Consider the following 16098-nt stretch of genomic DNA (forward strand, 5'->3'; position numbering starts at 1 on the left):
CTAGGGTTTCTCCTAGGGACTCGACGATTGTGCCATGTGGGCACCGAGACCTACGCATTGTGGCGGCCTACGTTCATGGGCACGGTGACGATGTTGCGCTGCTGCTACAGGGTGGCGGCAGCCTTAGAATCCGCGCCTTTCACCTACCTTCCAGGACGCCGCGCCCACGTGGGCGCGCGTCACGCTGCGCATGACCCAGTTCGCCAAGGAAACCCTGCCGATCAGCCTCGAGGAGGAGATGCGCCGCTCCTACCTTGATTACGCCATGAGCGTGATCGTGGGGCGGGCCCTGCCGGATGCGCGGGACGGCCTGAAGCCCGTGCATCGCCGTGTGCTGTACGCGATGAACGAGATGGGCAACACCTACAACGCCAAGTACCGCAAGTCGGCACAGGCGGTGGGTGAAACGATGGGCAAATACCACCCCCACGGCGACTCGGCCATTTACGACACCATCGTCCGCATGGCACAGCCTTTCAGCCTGCGCCACATGCTGATCGACGGCCAGGGCAACTTCGGTTCCATCGACGGCGATAACGCCGCGGCGATGCGATACACCGAAATCCGCCTCGACAAAATCGCCCACGAAATGCTGGCCGACATCGACAAGGAAACTGTCGACTTCGGCCCCAATTACGACGGCAGCCATAAGGAACCGCTGGTCCTGCCGACCCGTTTGCCGCAATTGCTGGTGAATGGCTCGGCGGGTATTGCCGTGGGTATGGCGACCAATATCCCGCCGCACAACCTGAACGAAGTCGTCGACGCCTGCCTGTTTGCACTGAGGAAGCCGGAGTGCACGATCGACGAGCTGATGGAGATCATCCCGGCGCCCGACTTCCCGACCGCCGGCATCATCTACGGCCTGGCCGGCGTGCGCGACGGCTACCGCACGGGCCGCGGCCGCGTCGTGATGCGCGCCAAGGTGCACTTCGAGGACATCGACAAGGGCAACCGGCAGGCGATCATCGTTGACGAGATTCCCTACCAGGTCAACAAGAAGAGCCTGCTCGAGCGCATCGCCGAGCTGGTGCACGAGAAGAAGATCGAGGGCATCAGTCACATCCAGGACGAGTCCGACAAGTCGGGCATGCGCGTCGTCATCGAGCTCAAGCGCGGTGAAGTCCCCGAGGTGGTGCTCAACAACCTCTACAAGCAGACCCAGCTGCAGGACAGCTTCGGCATGAACATGGTCGCCCTCGTGGACGGCCAGCCCAAGCTGTGCAATCTGCGCGACATGGTCATCGTGTTCCTGGAGCACCGCCGCGAGGTGGTGACCCGCCGCACGATTTTCGAGCTGCGCAAGGCGCGCGAGCGCGGCCACGTGCTGGAAGGCCTGGCCGTCGCGTTGGCCAACATCGACGAGTTCATCGAGACCATCAAGACCTCGCCGACGCCGCCGGTCGCCAAGGCGGCGCTGATGGCCAAGAGCTGGGATTCGTCGCTGGTGCGCGAGATGCTGACGCGCACCGACGGTGGCGGCCAGGCCTACCGCCCGGAAGGCCTGGAAGCCGAGTTCGGCATGCAGCCCGACGGCCTCTACCGCCTGTCCGAGGCGCAGGCCGGCGAGATCCTGCAGATGCGTCTGCAGCGCCTGACGGGCCTGGAGCAGGACAAGATCGTCGGCGAGTACAAGGAGGTGATGGCCGAGATCGCCGACCTGCTGGACATCCTGGCCACGCCGTCGCGCGTGACGACCATCATCGGCGACGAGCTGACGCAGCTGAAGACCGAGTTCGGCCAGACCAAGCTGGGCGCACGCCGCTCGGTCATCGAGCACAACGCGCAGGAACTCGGCACCGAAGACTTGATCACGCCGACCGACATGGTCGTGACGCTGTCCCACACCGGCTACATCAAGAGCCAGGCGCTTAGCGAGTACCGCTCGCAGCGCCGTGGCGGCCGCGGCAAGCAAGCCACGGCGACGAAGGACGACGACTGGATCGACCAACTCTTCATCGCCAACACGCACGACTGGCTGCTGTGCTTCTCCGACCGCGGCCGCGTCTACTGGCTCAAGGTCTGGGAAGTGCCGCAGGGCAGCCGCAACTCGCGCGGCAAGCCCATCGTCAACATGTTCCCGCTGCAGCAGGGCGAGAAGATCACTGTCGTGCTGGCGTTGACCGGCGAATTCCGCGTCTTCCCTGAAGATCATTTCATCTTCATGGCCACGGCGATGGGCACGGTCAAGAAGACGTCATTGAAGGACTTCAGCAACCCGCGCAAGGCCGGCATCATCGCCGTCGACCTGGACGAGGGCGACCATCTGATCGGCGCCGCGCTGACCGACGGCCACCACGACGTGATGCTGTTCAGCGACGGCGGCAAGGCCGTGCGCTTCGACGAGGACGACGTGCGCCCCATGGGCCGCACCGCCCGCGGCGTGCGCGGCATGATGCTGGAACCCGACCAGCGCCTGATCGCGATGCTGGTGGCCGAGGACGAGACGCAGAGCGTGCTGACCGCCACCGAGAATGGTTATGGCAAGCGCACCTCCATCGTCGAGTACACCCGCCACGGCCGCGGCACCAAGGGCATGATCGCCATCCAGCAGAGCGAGCGCAATGGCCGCGTCGTCGCCGCGACGCTGGTGCGCCCGGAGGACGAAATCATGCTGATCACCGACAAGGGCGTGCTGGTGCGCACCCGGGTCGGCGAGATCCGCGAGCTCGGCCGCGCCACGCAGGGCGTCACGCTGATCGCGCTGGACGATGGCAGCAAGCTGTCCGGCCTGCAACGCATCGTCGAGAACGACGCCAATGAAGCCGACGCCGCTGCCGAAGGCAGCGATGGCGCCGACACGCCCGAAGCCTCGGAATCCCCCAAGGACTGACTGACATGACTTCTCGCAAGCTGGGCCTGGCCCTGGCACTCGCCCTGGCCGCCAGCTCAGTGCTGGCTCAACCCCCCGCGTCCAAGAAGGCGCTCATCGACAAGATCGTCGCGCTGCAGCAGCAAGGCTTGGCTGATGGCCTGGCGGCCAGCCTCGTGCAGGGGCCGCTGCCCCAGTTGATGCAGGCTGGCCGCGCCGCGCTGCAGCAGGTGCCGGCGGAAAAGCGCGAAGCCACGGCCAAGGCCATGGACACGGAGCTGAAGAAGTTTGTCGAGGAGAACGTGCCCTACCTGAAGGACAAGATCTCCAAGGCCGTGCCAAACACGGCTTCGGCGCTGCTGGACGAACGCTTCAACGAGGACGAACTGAAGCAGATCCTGGCCTGGGCAGAATCGCCGGTCAGCCAGAAGTTCGGCATGGCCAGCATGGAGCTGCAGAAGGCTGTCGCGCAGAAAGTGATGACCGAAGCCGGCCCCACGCTGGAAGGCCGCCTCAAGACGCTGCAGGCCAACCTGGCCAAGCAACTGGGGCTGCAGTCGCAGGCCGCGCCCGCAAAGCCTGCTGCGCCTGCCGCCACCGCCCCGAAGAAGCAGTAAACCCTCCTGATCGATGACCTCAGCCCGCCCGTTCAATTTCTCCGCCGGCCCCGCGGTCTTGCCTGAACCGGTGCTGCACCAGGTGGCGGCAGAGATGCTGGACTGGCACGGCAGCGGCATGAGCGTCATGGAGATGAGCCACCGCGGCAAGGAGTTCGGCAGCATCCTGGAAGCCGCTGAGCGCGACCTGCGCGAACTGCTCGCGGTGCCGGCCAACTTCCGCGTGCTGTTCATGCAGGGCGGCGGGCTGGGCGAAAACGCCATCGTGCCGCTGAACCTGAGCCGCGGCAGCAAGGTGGACGTCGTCGTCACCGGCTCCTGGTCGCGCAAGAGCGCGGCCGAGGCGCGCCGCTACGCCGACGTGCAGATCGCCGCCGACATCGGCAAGGGTCACAAGATCCCGACCGACTGGGCGTTGCGCGACGACGCGGCCTATGTGCACGTCTGCACCAACGAGACCATCGACGGCGTCGAGTTCCATGAGCTGCCGCAACTGACCCACGGCGCGCCGCTGGTGGCGGACGTGTCGTCCCACGTTCTGTCGCGCCCCATCGACTGGAGCCGTGTCGGCTTGGCCTTCGGCGGTGCGCAGAAGAACATCGGGCCAGCCGGCCTGACGCTGGTGTTCGTGCGCGATGACCTGCTGGGCCGCGCGCTGGACATCTGCCCGTCGGCCTTCAACTACGAGACCGTGGCGGCCAACCAGTCCATGTTCAACACGCCGCCGACCTTCGCGATCTACGTCGCCGGCCTCGTGTTCCAGTGGATCAAGGGGCTGGACTACGCCGGCAAGCAAGGCCTGGCCGCCATCGAGCAGCGCAACATCGACAAGGCCGCCCTGCTCTACGGCGCGCTGGATGCATCCGGCTTCTACGAGAACCGCGTCGACGCCAGCTGCCGCTCACGCATGAACGTGCCCTTCTTCTTGAAGGATGAGAAGCTCAACGACGTCTTCCTGGCCGAAGCCAAGGCTGCCGGCCTGCTGCAACTCAAGGGCCACAAGTCGGTGGGTGGCATGCGCGCCTCCATCTACAACGCGATGCCGCTGGAAGGCGTGCAGGCGCTGGTCGGCTTCCTGAAAGCTTTCGAGGCCCGCCATGGTTGAACCCGTCGCCTCCCAGGCGCTGCTGGCGCTGCGCGACCAGATCGACGGCCTCGACAAGCAACTGCTGGCGCTGCTGAACCAGCGCGCCCACGTCGCCGAGCAGGTGGGCGAGATCAAGCGCGCCGAAGGCACGCCGTTCTTCCGCCCCGACCGTGTCGCGCAGGTCATCGAGAAGATCCGCGCCGCCAACCCCGGCCCGCTGAAGGGCGAGCATGTGGCGGCCATCTGGCGCGAGATCATGTCCGCCTGCCTGGCGCTGGAGTCGCCGCAGCGCGTCGCCGTGCTGGGCCCGGTCGGCACCTTCTGCGAGCAGGCCGCCATCGAGTACTTCGGCGGCGCTGCCGACATGACGTACTGCGCCAACTTCGACGAGGTCTTCCACGCGACGGCGTCGGGCAGCGCGCAGTTCGGCGTCGTCGGCGTCGAGAACATGACCGAGGGCGTCGTCACGCGCTCGCTGGACCTGTTCCTGCACACGCCCTGCCACGTCGTCGGCGAAGTCAGCCTGCTGATCCGGCACAACCTGATGCGCAAGGAGCCGGGGCCAGCGCCGGGCCGCTCCCAAGCGGGCCCGCCCCTCTCGGGGGGCAGCGCCGGTACTCCGGCGCCTGGGGGCCACGGTCTGCACGGCATCGAGGCCGTTCTGGCGCATCCGCAGGCGCTGGCGCAGTGCCAGAACTGGCTGAACAAGCACCTGCCCGACGTCGAGCGCCGTGCGGTGTCCAGCAACGCCGAGGGCTCACGCCTGGCCGCCACCAACCCGGCCTGGGCCGCGCTGGGCAGCGAGCGCGCATCGACGCTGTTCGGCCTGCACATCACCGCGCACGCCATCCAGGACGAGGCCTACAACCGCACGCGCTTCGCCGTCATCTGCCTGCCGCAGACGATGGCCACGCCGCCCGCCACTGGGCGTGACTGCACCAGCCTCGTCGTCTCCGTGCCCAACCGCCCGGGCGCGATGCATGACCTGCTGGTGCCGCTGAAGACCCACGGCGTGTCCATGACGCGCCTCGAATCCCGCCCGGCCCGCACGGGTCAGTGGGACTACTACTTCTACATCGACCTCGACGGCCACCCCAGCCAGCCCAACGTCGCGGCGGCGCTGGCGGAGCTGCGCGAGAACTGCGCGTTCTTCAAGATGCTGGGTGCCTACCCGGTGAAAAACTGAGGAATCATGAGCCACCACGGTCACTTCGTTCCCTGCCCCCCGAGGGGGCGCTCAGCGCTCTTCGGGCGGCCGGGCGCGCGCTGATGTTCCAGCAGCTCGGCGTCATCGGATGTGGCCTGATGGGCGGCAGCTTTGCGCTGGCGATGAAGAAGGCCGGCCTGGTCAAGCGCGTCGTCGGCTACAGCAAGTCGCCGTCCACCACCAAGCAGGCCAAGAAGCTGGGCATCATCGACGTCGCCGCCGAGTCGGCGCTGCTTGCCGTGTCGGGCTCGGACATCGTGTTGATCGCCGTGCCGGTGTCGGCCACCGAAGCCACGCTGAAGGCCATCCGCCACCTCGTGAACCCCGGGGTGCTGTTCATGGACGTGGGCTCGACAAAGTGCGACGTCATCGAAGCCGCGCGCCGCGCGCTGGGCGAGCGCGCTGCCAGCTTCGTGCCCTGCCACCCCATCGCCGGCAAGGAATCGGGCGGCGTGCAGCATGCCGAGGCGACGCTGTACGAAGGCCGCCAGGTCATCCTGACGCCGCAGCCGTTCACGAACCCGCAGCTGGTGCAACTGGCCACCGACGTGTGGTCGGCGCTGGGCACGACGGTGCTGAAGATGCGGCCGCACAACCACGACGCCGCGTTTGCCGCCGTCAGCCATTTGCCGCATCTGCTGGCCTTCGCCTATTTCCAGGCCATCGCCGAGCAGCCCGCCGCGCGCGACTACCTGAGCCTCGCCGGCCCGGGCTTCCGCGACTTCACGCGCATCGCCGCCGGTGAGCCCGGTGTCTGGCGCGACATCCTGCTGGCCAACAAGCACGAGGTGCTGGCGCAGTCCAAGCGCTTCCGCACGATGCTGGACCAGCTCGAAGCCCTCATCGAAGCCGGCGACGCCGCCGCGCTCGAAGCCGCGCTGCGCCCGATCGCCGAAGGCCGCTCGGCCTGGAACCTGTCTTCTTCCGCTGTCCCTCCCGGCCGCCCTCCGGCTAAGTGATGTTCAAGATCCCCTTCCTCGACCTGCCGCCGCTGCGCGGTGCCGCGGGCACGGTGCGCCTGCCCGGCTCCAAGAGCATTTCCAACCGCGTGCTGCTGCTGGCGGCGCTCAGCGAGGGCAAGACCTTCGTGCGCGACCTGCTGGCGTCGGACGACACGGCCGTCATGCTGGAGTCGCTGCGCACACTGGGCTGTGGCGTCTGGCGCGAGGGCGACGCGGTCGTCATCGACGGCCTGGGCGGCCAACTGCGCGCCAAGGAGGCCAAGCTGTTCCTCGGCAATGCCGGTACGGCAATGCGCCCGCTGACGGCCGCGCTGGCGCTGCTGGCCGCCACGCAGGGCGGCAGCTTCGAGGTGTCGGGCGTGCCGCGCATGCACGAGCGCCCCATCGGCGACCTCGTCGACGCGCTGCGCGGCCTGGGCTGCGAGATCGACGACCTCGGCAACGCCGGCTACCCGCCGCTGCGCCTGCGCGGCCCATCCAAGCTGGCGCTGGACACGCCCGTGCGCGTGCGCGGCGATGTGTCCAGCCAGTTCCTGACGGCTTTGCTGCTAGCGCTGCCGCTCGTGGCCGAGCGCAGCATCCGCATCGAAGTCATCGGTGAGTTGATCTCCAAGCCCTACATCGAGATCACGCTGGCGCTCCTGGCGCGCTTCGGCATCGCCGTGCAGCGTGAAGGCTGGGAGGCATTCGTCATCCCGGCCGGCAGCCGATACGTGTCGCCGGGCGAGGTGTTCGTTGAAGGCGACGCGTCGTCGGCGTCGTACTTCGTCGGCTTGGGCGCCATTGCCGCCACCGACACGCCGATCCGCATCGAAGGCGTCGGCAGCGAATCGCTGCAGGGCGACGTGCGCTTCATCGAGGCCGCCGCCGCGATGGGCGCCGAGGTCAAGGCCGGCCCGAACTGGCTGGAGGTCAAGCGCGGCGCCTGGCCGCTCAAGGGCCTGACGCTGGACTGCAACCACATCCCCGACGCGGCGATGACGCTGACCGTCATGGCGCTGTACGCCGACGGCCCGACGACGCTGACCAACATCGCCAGCTGGCGCGTCAAGGAAACCGACCGCATCGCCGCGATGGCCACCGAGCTGCGCAAGCTGGGCGCGACGGTCGACGAAGGCCCGGACTGGATCCGCGTGCAGCCGCTGAAGGACTGGCAGGCCGCGGCCATCCACACCTACGACGACCACCGCGTCGCGATGTGCTTCTCGCTGGCGGCCTTCAACGGCCTGGTCACTGCCGCCGCCAAGCCGGTCCGCATCCTGGAGCCGCACTGCGTCGCCAAGACCTTCCCGGACTATTTCGAGACGCTGTTCGGCGTCGTCAGCGTCGACGCCGCCGACGTGCCGGTCATCACCATCGACGGCCCGACGGCGTCCGGCAAGGGCACGCTGGCCGACGAGGTGGGCAAGCTGCTGGGCTTCAACGTGCTGGACTCCGGCGCGCTGTACCGCGTGACCGGCCTGGCCGCCCGCCGCGCCGGCCTGGACCTGGACGACGGCGACGCCGTGGCCGCCATCGTGCCGACGCTGCAGCTGCGCTTCGCCGACGGCCACGTCTTCCTGGGCCAGGAAGACGTCAGCGCCCGGCTGCGTGCCGAGGCCACAGGGCTGCTGGCGTCGCAGGTGGCCGTGCACCCGCAGGTGCGCCGCGCGCTGCACCAGCTGCAGCTGGACTTCCGCCGCCTGCCCGGCCTCGTCGCCGACGGCCGCGACATGGGCACGGCCATCTTCCCGGACGCCGCGCTGAAGGTCTTCCTCACCGCCAGCGCTGCCACGCGCGCAGAGCGTCGGCATAAGCAATTGATTTCCAAGGGTATTTCGGCTAGTATCGAAGGCTTGCGTGAAGATTTGGAGGCGCGAGACGAGAGGGACAAGAACCGCTCGACCTCGCCTCTGGAGCCAGCGCAAGACGCGCAACTGCTCGACAACTCGGCGCTGACCATCGAAGCCTCGGTGGACCAGATGTTGGCTTGGTGGCAGCAGCGCAGGCCCTTCTGAACTGAACCGCAGAGGGGCCACGGCCCGCCGGCCAGCATCGGGCGCCCGCCCGGTTGCCATGAGCGACGCAAGTCGCCTGGCTTGTGACGAGCAACGCAAGTTGCTCGGCCGGTGATGTCAACAACCTAACCCCGCAGGCTCGCCTGCAACGCGCGCCGTTCCACGGCGCATCAGGATCAACCAACATGTCCCAAACCCAAACCGCCTCTTTCGGCATGGAATCCTTTGCCGCGATGTTCGAGGAGTCGCTGCAGCGCTCCGACATGCGCGCCGGTGAAGTGATCTCGGCCGAAGTCGTTCGTGTCGAACACAACTTCGTCGTCGTCAACGCCGGCCTCAAGTCCGAAGCGTATGTGCCCATCGACGAGTTCAAGAACGACCAGGGCGAACTGGAAGTCCAGGTCGGCGACTTCGTCTCCGTCGCCATCGACGCCATCGAAAACGGCTACGGCGACACCATCCTGTCGCGCGACAAGGCCAAGCGCCTGGCCTCGTGGCTGAGCCTGGAAACGGCCCTGGAGTCCGGCGACTTCGTGACCGGCACCGTCTCCGGCAAGGTCAAGGGCGGTCTGACCGTTCTGGTCAACGGCATCCGCGCCTTCCTGCCCGGCTCGCTGCTGGACACGCGCCCGGTGAAGGACATGAGCCCGTTCGAGGGCAAGACCATGGAATTCAAGGTCATCAAGCTCGACCGCAAGCGCAACAACGTTGTGCTGTCGCGTCGTGCCGTGGTCGAAGCCTCCATGGGTGAAGAGCGCGCCAAGCTGCTCGAGACGCTGTCCGAAGGCGCCATCGTCAACGGCGTGGTCAAGAACATCACCGAATACGGTGCGTTCGTCGACCTGGGCGGCATCGACGGCCTGCTGCACATCACCGACATGGCATGGCGCCGTGTCCGTCACCCGAGCGAAGTGGTGACGGTCGGCCAGGAACTGACGGCCAAGGTCCTGAAGTTCGACGCCGAGAAGAACCGCGTCTCGCTGGGCATCAAGCAGCTGGGCGACGACCCGTGGTTCGGTGTGGCCCGCCGCTACCCGACCAGCACCCGCCTGTTCGGCAAGGTCACGAACATCGCCGACTACGGCGCGTTCGTCGAGATCGAGCCGGGCATCGAAGGCCTGGTGCACGTCTCCGAAATGGACTGGACCAACAAGAACATCGCCCCCAGCAAGCTGGTCACGCTGGGCGACGAAGTCGAAGTCATGGTCCTGGAGATCGACGAGGACAAGCGCCGCATCAGCCTGGGCATGAAGCAGTGCAAGGCCAACCCGTGGGAAGAGTTCGCCGAGAACGTCAAGCGCGGCGACAAGGTCAAGGGCCCGGTCAAGTCCATCACCGACTTCGGCGTGTTCGTGGGCCTGGCCCAGGGCATCGACGGTCTGGTGCACCTGTCCGACCTGTCTTGGGACGAAGCCGGCGAGACCGCTGTGCGCAACTTCAAGAAGGGCCAGGAAGTCGAAGCCGTCGTGCTGGCCGTGGACGTCGAGCGCGAGCGCATCTCGCTGGGCATCAAGCAGCTGGACAGCGACCCGTTCACCGCCTTCACCACGATCAACGACCGTGGCGCTTCGGTGACCGGCAAGGTCAAGACCGTGGACCCGCGCGGCGCTGAAGTCGAACTGGCTGACGGCGTGATGGCCTATCTGCGCGCTTCGGAAATCTCCCGCGACCGCGTGGAAGACGCCCGCAACGTGCTGAAGGAAGGTGACGAAGTCACCGCCGTCATCGTCAACATCGACCGCAAGACCCGCAACATCCAGCTGTCGATCAAGGCCAAGGACAACGCCGACCAGCAGGAAGCCATGCAGCGCATCAGCCAGACGAACGAGCGTGAAAACGCCGGCACGACCAGCCTGGGCGCCCTGCTGCGCGCCAAGCTGGACAACCAGGGCAACTAAGCTCTCGGTCGACCACCCGGCCTGCATGCAGGCCGGGTATGCTCCCCACAGGCTCGCCGGCCTCGCCAGCGAGCCTGTTTCAATTCTGATCCCTGCAAATTCCTGCCATGACCCGCTCTGACCTCGTCGCCGTGCTCGCCGAACGATTTGGCCAACTGACCCAGCGGGACACCGAATTCGCGGTCAAGACGATCCTGGACGCCATGAGCGACGCACTGGCCAGGGGGCACCGCATCGAGATCCGCGGCTTCGGCAGCTTCTCCATCAGCCGCCGCCCGCCCCGCTTGGGCCGCAACCCGCGCAGCGGCGAACAGGTCATGATCCCCGAGAAGCTGGCGCCGCACTTCAAGCCCGGCAAGGCGCTGCGCGAAGCGGTCGACCAGCACCTGCCGGTGACCGACGCCTGAGCCAGAATCCGGGGCCATGCGCACCCTCGTCTGGCTCCTGCGAGCCCTCGTCTTCTTCACGCTGTTCGCCTTTGCGCTGAACAACGGCCACGACGCCGTCGTGCGCTGGTTCTTCGGCCACGAATGGCGTGCCCCGCAGGTGATCATCGTGCTCGTGGCCTTCGCGGCCGGCGCCGCGTTCGGCGTGCTGGCGATGGTGCCGACCTGGTGGCGCCACCGCCGCGCAGCGCAGCGCGCCGAAACCTCCGCCCCCACTCCCGCGCCCGAGGCGCCTGCCGTTCCCTACGCCGCCCACCAAGATGGAGTTTGATCCACGCTGGCTGCTGTTCGTCCTGCCCGTCGTCTTCGTCCTCGGCTGGCTGGCTTCCAAGCTGGACTCCAAGCAGTGGAAGCTGGAGCAGCGTGAATCGCCCAAGGCCTATTTCAAGGGGCTCAATCTGCTGCTGAACGAGCAGCAGGACAAGGCCATCGACGCCTTCATCGAAGCCGTCCAGAACGACCCCGACACGTCGGAGCTGCACTTCGCGCTGGGCAGCCTGTTCCGCCGTCGCGGCGAGACCGAGCGTGCCGTGCGCGTGCATGAGCACCTCATCCGGCGCGGCGACATCGCCAAGGCCGACCGCGACCGCGCCCAGCACGAGCTGGCGCAGGACTTCTTCAAGGCCGGCCTGTTCGACCGCGCCGAGGCGGCCTATGCCGAGCTGCGCGGCACTGCGTTCGAGCGCGAGGCGCGCCTGGCGCTGCTGTCGCTGTACGAGCGCTCGCGCGACTGGGCCAAAGCGGCCGAGGTGGCCGCCGAGCTGGAAGCTGCCGGCACGGGCTCGTTCTCTGGCCGCATTGCGCACTACCTGTGCGAGCAGGCGCTCGTTGCCCAGTCGCAAGGCCATGCCGACCTTGCACCCGAGTTACTCGACCAGGCCCAGCGCCGCGCGCCCGAGGCCGCCCGCGCCTACGTCCTGCAAGGCCAGATAGCCTTGAAGGCCGGCCATCCCGAGACCGCGATGGCGGCCTTCACGACGCTGCTGGCCGCGAACCCGCCGGCCTTCAACCTCGTCGCCGCCGACTGCGCGGCTGCGGCCAAGGCCCTGGGCCAACCCGAGCGCGCCATCGCGATGCTCACCGAGCAATACCAGCGCGCGCCCAGCATGCACCTGCTGCGCGCACTGGCCACACTGCAACCCGGGCCGCAGCGCGAGCGCCTGGCAGCCCACCTGCGCGAGCAGCCCGCGCTGTCGGCCGCGACGGATCTGCTCAAGCTCAATGCCGCCGCGCTGCCTGCCGATGAGGCCGGCCCGCTGGTGCAGACGCTGGAGAAGGCGACGAAGCCCTTGCTGCGCTACCGCTGCGCGGCCTGCGGCTTCGAAGCCGCCCACTATTTCTGGCAGTGCCCAGGTTGCCTGAACTGGGATTCCTATCCTCCCCGGCACGTGGAAGAGCTGTAACTCGATGCGCCATATCGTCTGCATGAAATGGGGCACCAAGTACGGCCCCGAGTACGTCAACCGGCTCTACGCGATGGTGCTCCGGCACCTGCGCGGCGACTTCAGGTTCGTCTGCCTGACCGACCGCACCGACGGCATCCGCCCCGAGGTGAGCTGCTTCCCCATCCCCGAGCTCACGCTGCCCAATGGCGAGCCCGAGCGCGGCTGGAAGAAGCTGACCACCTTCAGCCCCGTGCTAGTCAACGACTACGGTCTGCGCGGCACGGCACTGTTCCTGGACCTGGACGTCGTCATCGTCGATGACATCACGCCGTTCTTCGAGCTGCCGGGCGAGTTCCTCGTCATCCACGACTGGAAGCGCCCCTGGCGCATCACGGGCAACTCCTCGGTCTACCGCTGGGAGCTCGGCGCGCACCAGGACGTGCTGACCGAATTCGTCGCCGACCAGGCCAAGGCCAAGGCCGAGTTCCGCAACGAGCAGGCCTTCCTGTCGGCCGTGCTGCACCGCCAGGGCAAGTTGAAATACTGGGATGACGCCTGGTGTGCCAGCTACAAGTACCACTGCCTCCCGGCCTGGCCGACGAGCTACTGGCGTGACCCGTTCATCCCCGACGGCGCCCGCATCCTGATCTTCCACGGTGTCATGAACCCGCCCGACGCGCTGGCCGGCCGCAGCAACGGCAACTGGCGGCATGCGCGCCCGGCGAGCTGGATCGCGGACCACTGGCGCGAATGAGCGGCGCATGACCCTCGTCGTCCTGATCCTCAAGGGCCTGCTGATCCTCGGCACGCTGCTGTTCCTGCGAGAAGTCTGGACCGTGCTGCGCGCCCGCGTGCCCGAGCGCACGCACGAGACCACTGTCGGCGCCGCCCGGTGCGACACCCCCATCCCCCAGGTGATCTGGACCTACTGGCACGCCTCGCCGCCGCCGGACTTCATCCAGGCCTGCCTGGAGAACTGGCAGCGCTGTGCACCCGACCACGAGATCCGCCTGCTCGACCGCGACGGCGCGCTGAACTGGCTGCCCGCGCTGCGCGCCGACTTCGACACCCTGCCCGCCTACCGCCAGGCCGACTGGCTGCGCATCCAGCTGCTGGCCCGCCACGGCGGCGTGTGGATGGACGCCTCCATCCTGCTGGCCCGCGACCTGGACTGGCTGCATCAGCAGCGCGAGCGGCGCGCGGCGAGCTATGTGGGCTTCTACATCGACCGGTTCACGACTCGCCCCGAAAAGCCCATCGTTGAGAACTGGCTGATGGCCGCCGCGCCCGGGTGCCCTTTCACGCAAGCGTTGGCAGACGCCTTCGACCAGGCGCTGGACGAGGGTGCCGAGGCCGTGCTTTCGCGCCTGGCCACACAAGGCCGCGCCGCATGCGTGCTGCAAGGGCTGGACACGGATTCGCAGCGCTACCTGCTGATGCACGTCGTCGCGGCCGACCTGCTGGACCGCCACGCCGACGCCTACCGACTCGTGCTCATGCGGGCCGAAGACGGACCCCTCGCCTGGCTCAGCCAGGTGGGCTGGCGCAAGACGCATCTCTACGTCCGCATCGCGCTGACGCCCTGCCCACGCCGCCTGCCGGCGCTGCTGAAGCTGCGCGGCAACGACCGTCGCCTCGTCGAGAAGCACTGGCTGCGCGGCCGCGTGCTGCCCGGCAGCGCGCTGGACAGCCTGCTGCGACGGCGCACGTCATGAGCTGGCTCAGCCTGCTGCTGCCGCTGTACCGCGTGCAGGCCTGGCTGCCAGCCTGCATCGAGTCGCTGCGGCCGCAGCTGGACGACGGCGTGGAGATCATCTGCGTGGACGATGCGTCGCCCGACGACTCCGCCGCGCTGGTGCAGCAGTTGCTGCCGCAGGCCCGCGTCATCCGTTTGCCCGCCAATGGCGGCGTCAGTGCGGCGCGCAACCGGCTGCTGGACGAGGCCCGGGGCGACTACCTCTGGTTCATCGACCCCGACGACCTCGTCGAGCCCGGCGTCATCCCGCGCCTGAAGGCCTTGCTCGCCCAGCACCAGCCCGACCTGCTGACGCTGGACTTCCGCCTCTTCGACGACGGCCCGTGCACCCATTCCATCAAGCCGCGCCACCGCCACCTCAGCAGCTTCGCCGGCCCGGGCCACGTCGTCATGGACGACGTGAACCTGCGGCTGCGCGGCCTGTTCGCCAACGGCCAGTTCCATCCCTGGAGCAAGGTCGTGCGCCGGGCCTGCTGGCCGACGTCGCTGCGCTTCCCCGTCGGCCGCATTTACGAGGACCTCGCGCTGTACCCGCGCCTGGCCCTGCACACGCCGCGCCACCTCCACATCCCCGAAGTCTGGATGGCCTACCGCCAGCGCGGCGGCAGCCTGATGTCGGCCCTGTGCACGCAGCGGCTGGACGACTGGACGGCCGCGCTGGACGGCCTCGCCGCCGAGCTGCCGCCGCTGGATGAGGACACCCGCTTCGAGATTGCGCACTTCTGCGCCCGCACGCTGATGCGCGCCCGGCGGCGCCGGCTGCAGCTGGGCGGGCCGGCGCTGGACGGACTGGCGGCCGATGCGCAACGCTTCGAGCGCAGTTCGCCCCTGAGCCGCGACCAGCTGCTGGCGGCCTATGTGCGCCGTGGCCGCTGGCTGCGCGGCCTGCAGTGGTGGGCTCAGCGCGCGCCGCAGGCGCGGTAGAACGCCTCGATCTCCGCCACACGGGCCGGCAAGGCATAGGGCTCGACCGGGTGCGCACGCCGCGCCGGCCGCAGCGCATGCAGGCGGGCCAGCGCCGCCGCCAGCGCAGCCGCATCACCGCAGGGCAGCAAAGGTTCGAAGCTGGCCTGCAGATGCAGCGCGCCCTCGGTGGCCGTGGCCAGGATGGGCAGGCCGGCGTGCATGGCCTCCAGGAAGACCAGCCCGAACGGCTCGCTGCGCGCGGCGCTGACGAACAGGTCGAACGCAGCCAGGCAATTGGCCGGCTCGTTCGTGAAGCCCGGCATGACGACGCCCGCCCCTGCCGCCGACCGCACCGCCCGCCAGTCCGGCCCCTGCCCCACGAGCACGAGGCGGGCGCCGGGCAAGGCCCCGCGCTCGAAGGCCTGCACCAGCAGGTCCCAGCCCTTGCTGTGCTCGCTGCGGCCCAGCGTGCCCACCAGCCAGTCGTCCGGACCCACGCCCCAGGCCGCGCGCAGCCGCTCGCGGGCGCCGGGGTCGGCCGGCCTGGGCTGGCTCCAGTTATTGATCTGCGCGACGCGGCCGCCGAAGCCAGCCGGGATCTGGCCCAGCTGCTGCGGCGTGATCGCGATCAGCCCGTCCAGGTGCTGATGCTGATGCGGCTTGTAGGCGATGTGAAGCGTCGCCACGCGCACCGGCGGCACGCTTACCCGCGCCAGCGCCTTGCACGCATGGCTCAGGTGGGCATGGCAGGCATCGGGCCGCCAGTGCCGCAGCCAGCGTGCCACGCGGTGGCCGGTGAACAGCTGCGGCCAGGCCAGCCGGTGCTGCTGCACGCGCGCATCCAGCCGGTGCGCCCAGGCATCGGGCCGGTCCTCGGCCGCAGCCTCCGCCAGCAGAAAGCAGACCTCGTGCGACGCGCTCTGCGCGTTCGCCAATTCGATGGCGTAGCGCTCGCTGCCGGCGAAGCGTTTGGTGAAGAGAAGGTGGGCGATGCGCATCGGGGCGTGATTGAAACACGGACGACA

The 16098-nt window shown here is 68.2% G+C and carries 14 protein-coding genes; 13 read left to right on the forward strand and 1 reads right to left on the reverse strand.

Annotated features, from left to right (window positions below; genetic code table 11):
- Positions 1-190: 190 nt before the first annotated feature.
- The 13 genes from gyrA to ACG0Z3_RS18265 all read left to right on the forward strand — a co-directional run bounded on the left by gyrA (position 191) and on the right by ACG0Z3_RS18265 (position 15091).
- Positions 191-2833 carry a DNA gyrase subunit A gene (gene gyrA, locus ACG0Z3_RS18205; RefSeq protein ID WP_394400053.1) on the forward strand — a complete coding sequence of 881 codons (2643 nt, stop codon included), beginning with the start codon at positions 191-193 and terminating at the stop codon, positions 2831-2833.
- Positions 2834-2838: 5 nt separating this feature from the next.
- Complete coding sequence (locus tag ACG0Z3_RS18210; RefSeq protein WP_394400055.1) at positions 2839-3429, forward strand: DUF2059 domain-containing protein; 591 nt, start codon at positions 2839-2841, stop codon at positions 3427-3429.
- 13 nt (positions 3430-3442) lie between these two features.
- Positions 3443-4534, forward strand: coding sequence for a 3-phosphoserine/phosphohydroxythreonine transaminase (gene serC / locus ACG0Z3_RS18215; RefSeq protein ID WP_394400057.1), 1092 nt, complete (start codon positions 3443-3445; stop codon positions 4532-4534).
- Complete coding sequence (pheA, locus tag ACG0Z3_RS18220; protein WP_394400059.1) at positions 4527-5702, forward strand: chorismate mutase; 1176 nt, start codon at positions 4527-4529, stop codon at positions 5700-5702. The genes serC and pheA overlap by 8 nt, the downstream gene beginning before the upstream one ends.
- Before the next feature lie 83 nt (positions 5703-5785).
- Positions 5786-6682 carry a prephenate dehydrogenase gene (locus ACG0Z3_RS18225; protein ID WP_394400061.1) on the forward strand — a complete coding sequence of 299 codons (897 nt, stop codon included), beginning with the start codon at positions 5786-5788 and terminating at the stop codon, positions 6680-6682.
- On the forward strand, positions 6682-8682 hold the full coding sequence (locus ACG0Z3_RS18230) for a bifunctional 3-phosphoshikimate 1-carboxyvinyltransferase/cytidylate kinase (protein ID WP_394400063.1): 2001 nt from the start codon (positions 6682-6684) through the stop codon (positions 8680-8682). Before ACG0Z3_RS18225 ends, ACG0Z3_RS18230 begins: the two co-directional genes overlap by 1 nt.
- A 185-nt stretch (positions 8683-8867) precedes the next feature.
- Positions 8868-10580: a 30S ribosomal protein S1 gene (rpsA, locus tag ACG0Z3_RS18235; protein ID WP_394400065.1), complete on the forward strand. Its 1713-nt coding sequence runs from the start codon at positions 8868-8870 to the stop codon at positions 10578-10580.
- A 107-nt stretch (positions 10581-10687) separates the two neighbouring features.
- Positions 10688-10987, forward strand: coding sequence for an integration host factor subunit beta (locus ACG0Z3_RS18240; protein WP_394400067.1), 300 nt, complete (start codon positions 10688-10690; stop codon positions 10985-10987).
- A gap of 16 nt (positions 10988-11003) precedes the next feature.
- A complete protein-coding gene (locus ACG0Z3_RS18245) occupies positions 11004-11297 on the forward strand; it encodes a lipopolysaccharide assembly protein LapA domain-containing protein (protein WP_394400069.1) in 294 nt (97 codons plus the stop codon).
- Entirely contained in the window at positions 11287-12429 is a 1143-nt protein-coding gene (lapB, locus tag ACG0Z3_RS18250; protein WP_394400071.1) for a lipopolysaccharide assembly protein LapB, read from the forward strand. Before ACG0Z3_RS18245 ends, lapB begins: the two co-directional genes overlap by 11 nt.
- 4 nt (positions 12430-12433) lie before the next feature.
- Positions 12434-13165 carry a glycosyltransferase gene (locus tag ACG0Z3_RS18255; RefSeq protein ID WP_394400073.1) on the forward strand — a complete coding sequence of 244 codons (732 nt, stop codon included), beginning with the start codon at positions 12434-12436 and terminating at the stop codon, positions 13163-13165.
- Positions 13166-13172: 7 nt separating this feature from the next.
- A complete protein-coding gene (locus ACG0Z3_RS18260; protein WP_394400075.1) occupies positions 13173-14126 on the forward strand; it encodes a glycosyltransferase family 32 protein in 954 nt (317 codons plus the stop codon).
- Positions 14123-15091: a glycosyltransferase family 2 protein gene (locus tag ACG0Z3_RS18265; RefSeq protein WP_394400077.1), complete on the forward strand. Its 969-nt coding sequence runs from the start codon at positions 14123-14125 to the stop codon at positions 15089-15091. Before ACG0Z3_RS18260 ends, ACG0Z3_RS18265 begins: the two co-directional genes overlap by 4 nt.
- Here ACG0Z3_RS18265 and ACG0Z3_RS18270 read toward each other — a convergent pair.
- Positions 15067-16071 (reverse strand): glycosyltransferase, encoded by a 1005-nt coding sequence (locus ACG0Z3_RS18270; protein ID WP_394400079.1) that lies wholly within the window; start codon positions 16069-16071, stop codon positions 15067-15069. The two genes, ACG0Z3_RS18265 and ACG0Z3_RS18270, sit on opposite strands and share 25 nt — an antisense overlap.
- Positions 16072-16098: the final 27 nt, after the last annotated feature.

The organism is Pelomonas margarita (genome assembly GCF_043555875.1).
Classification (GTDB): domain Bacteria; phylum Pseudomonadota; class Gammaproteobacteria; order Burkholderiales; family Burkholderiaceae_C; genus Pelomonas; species Pelomonas margarita.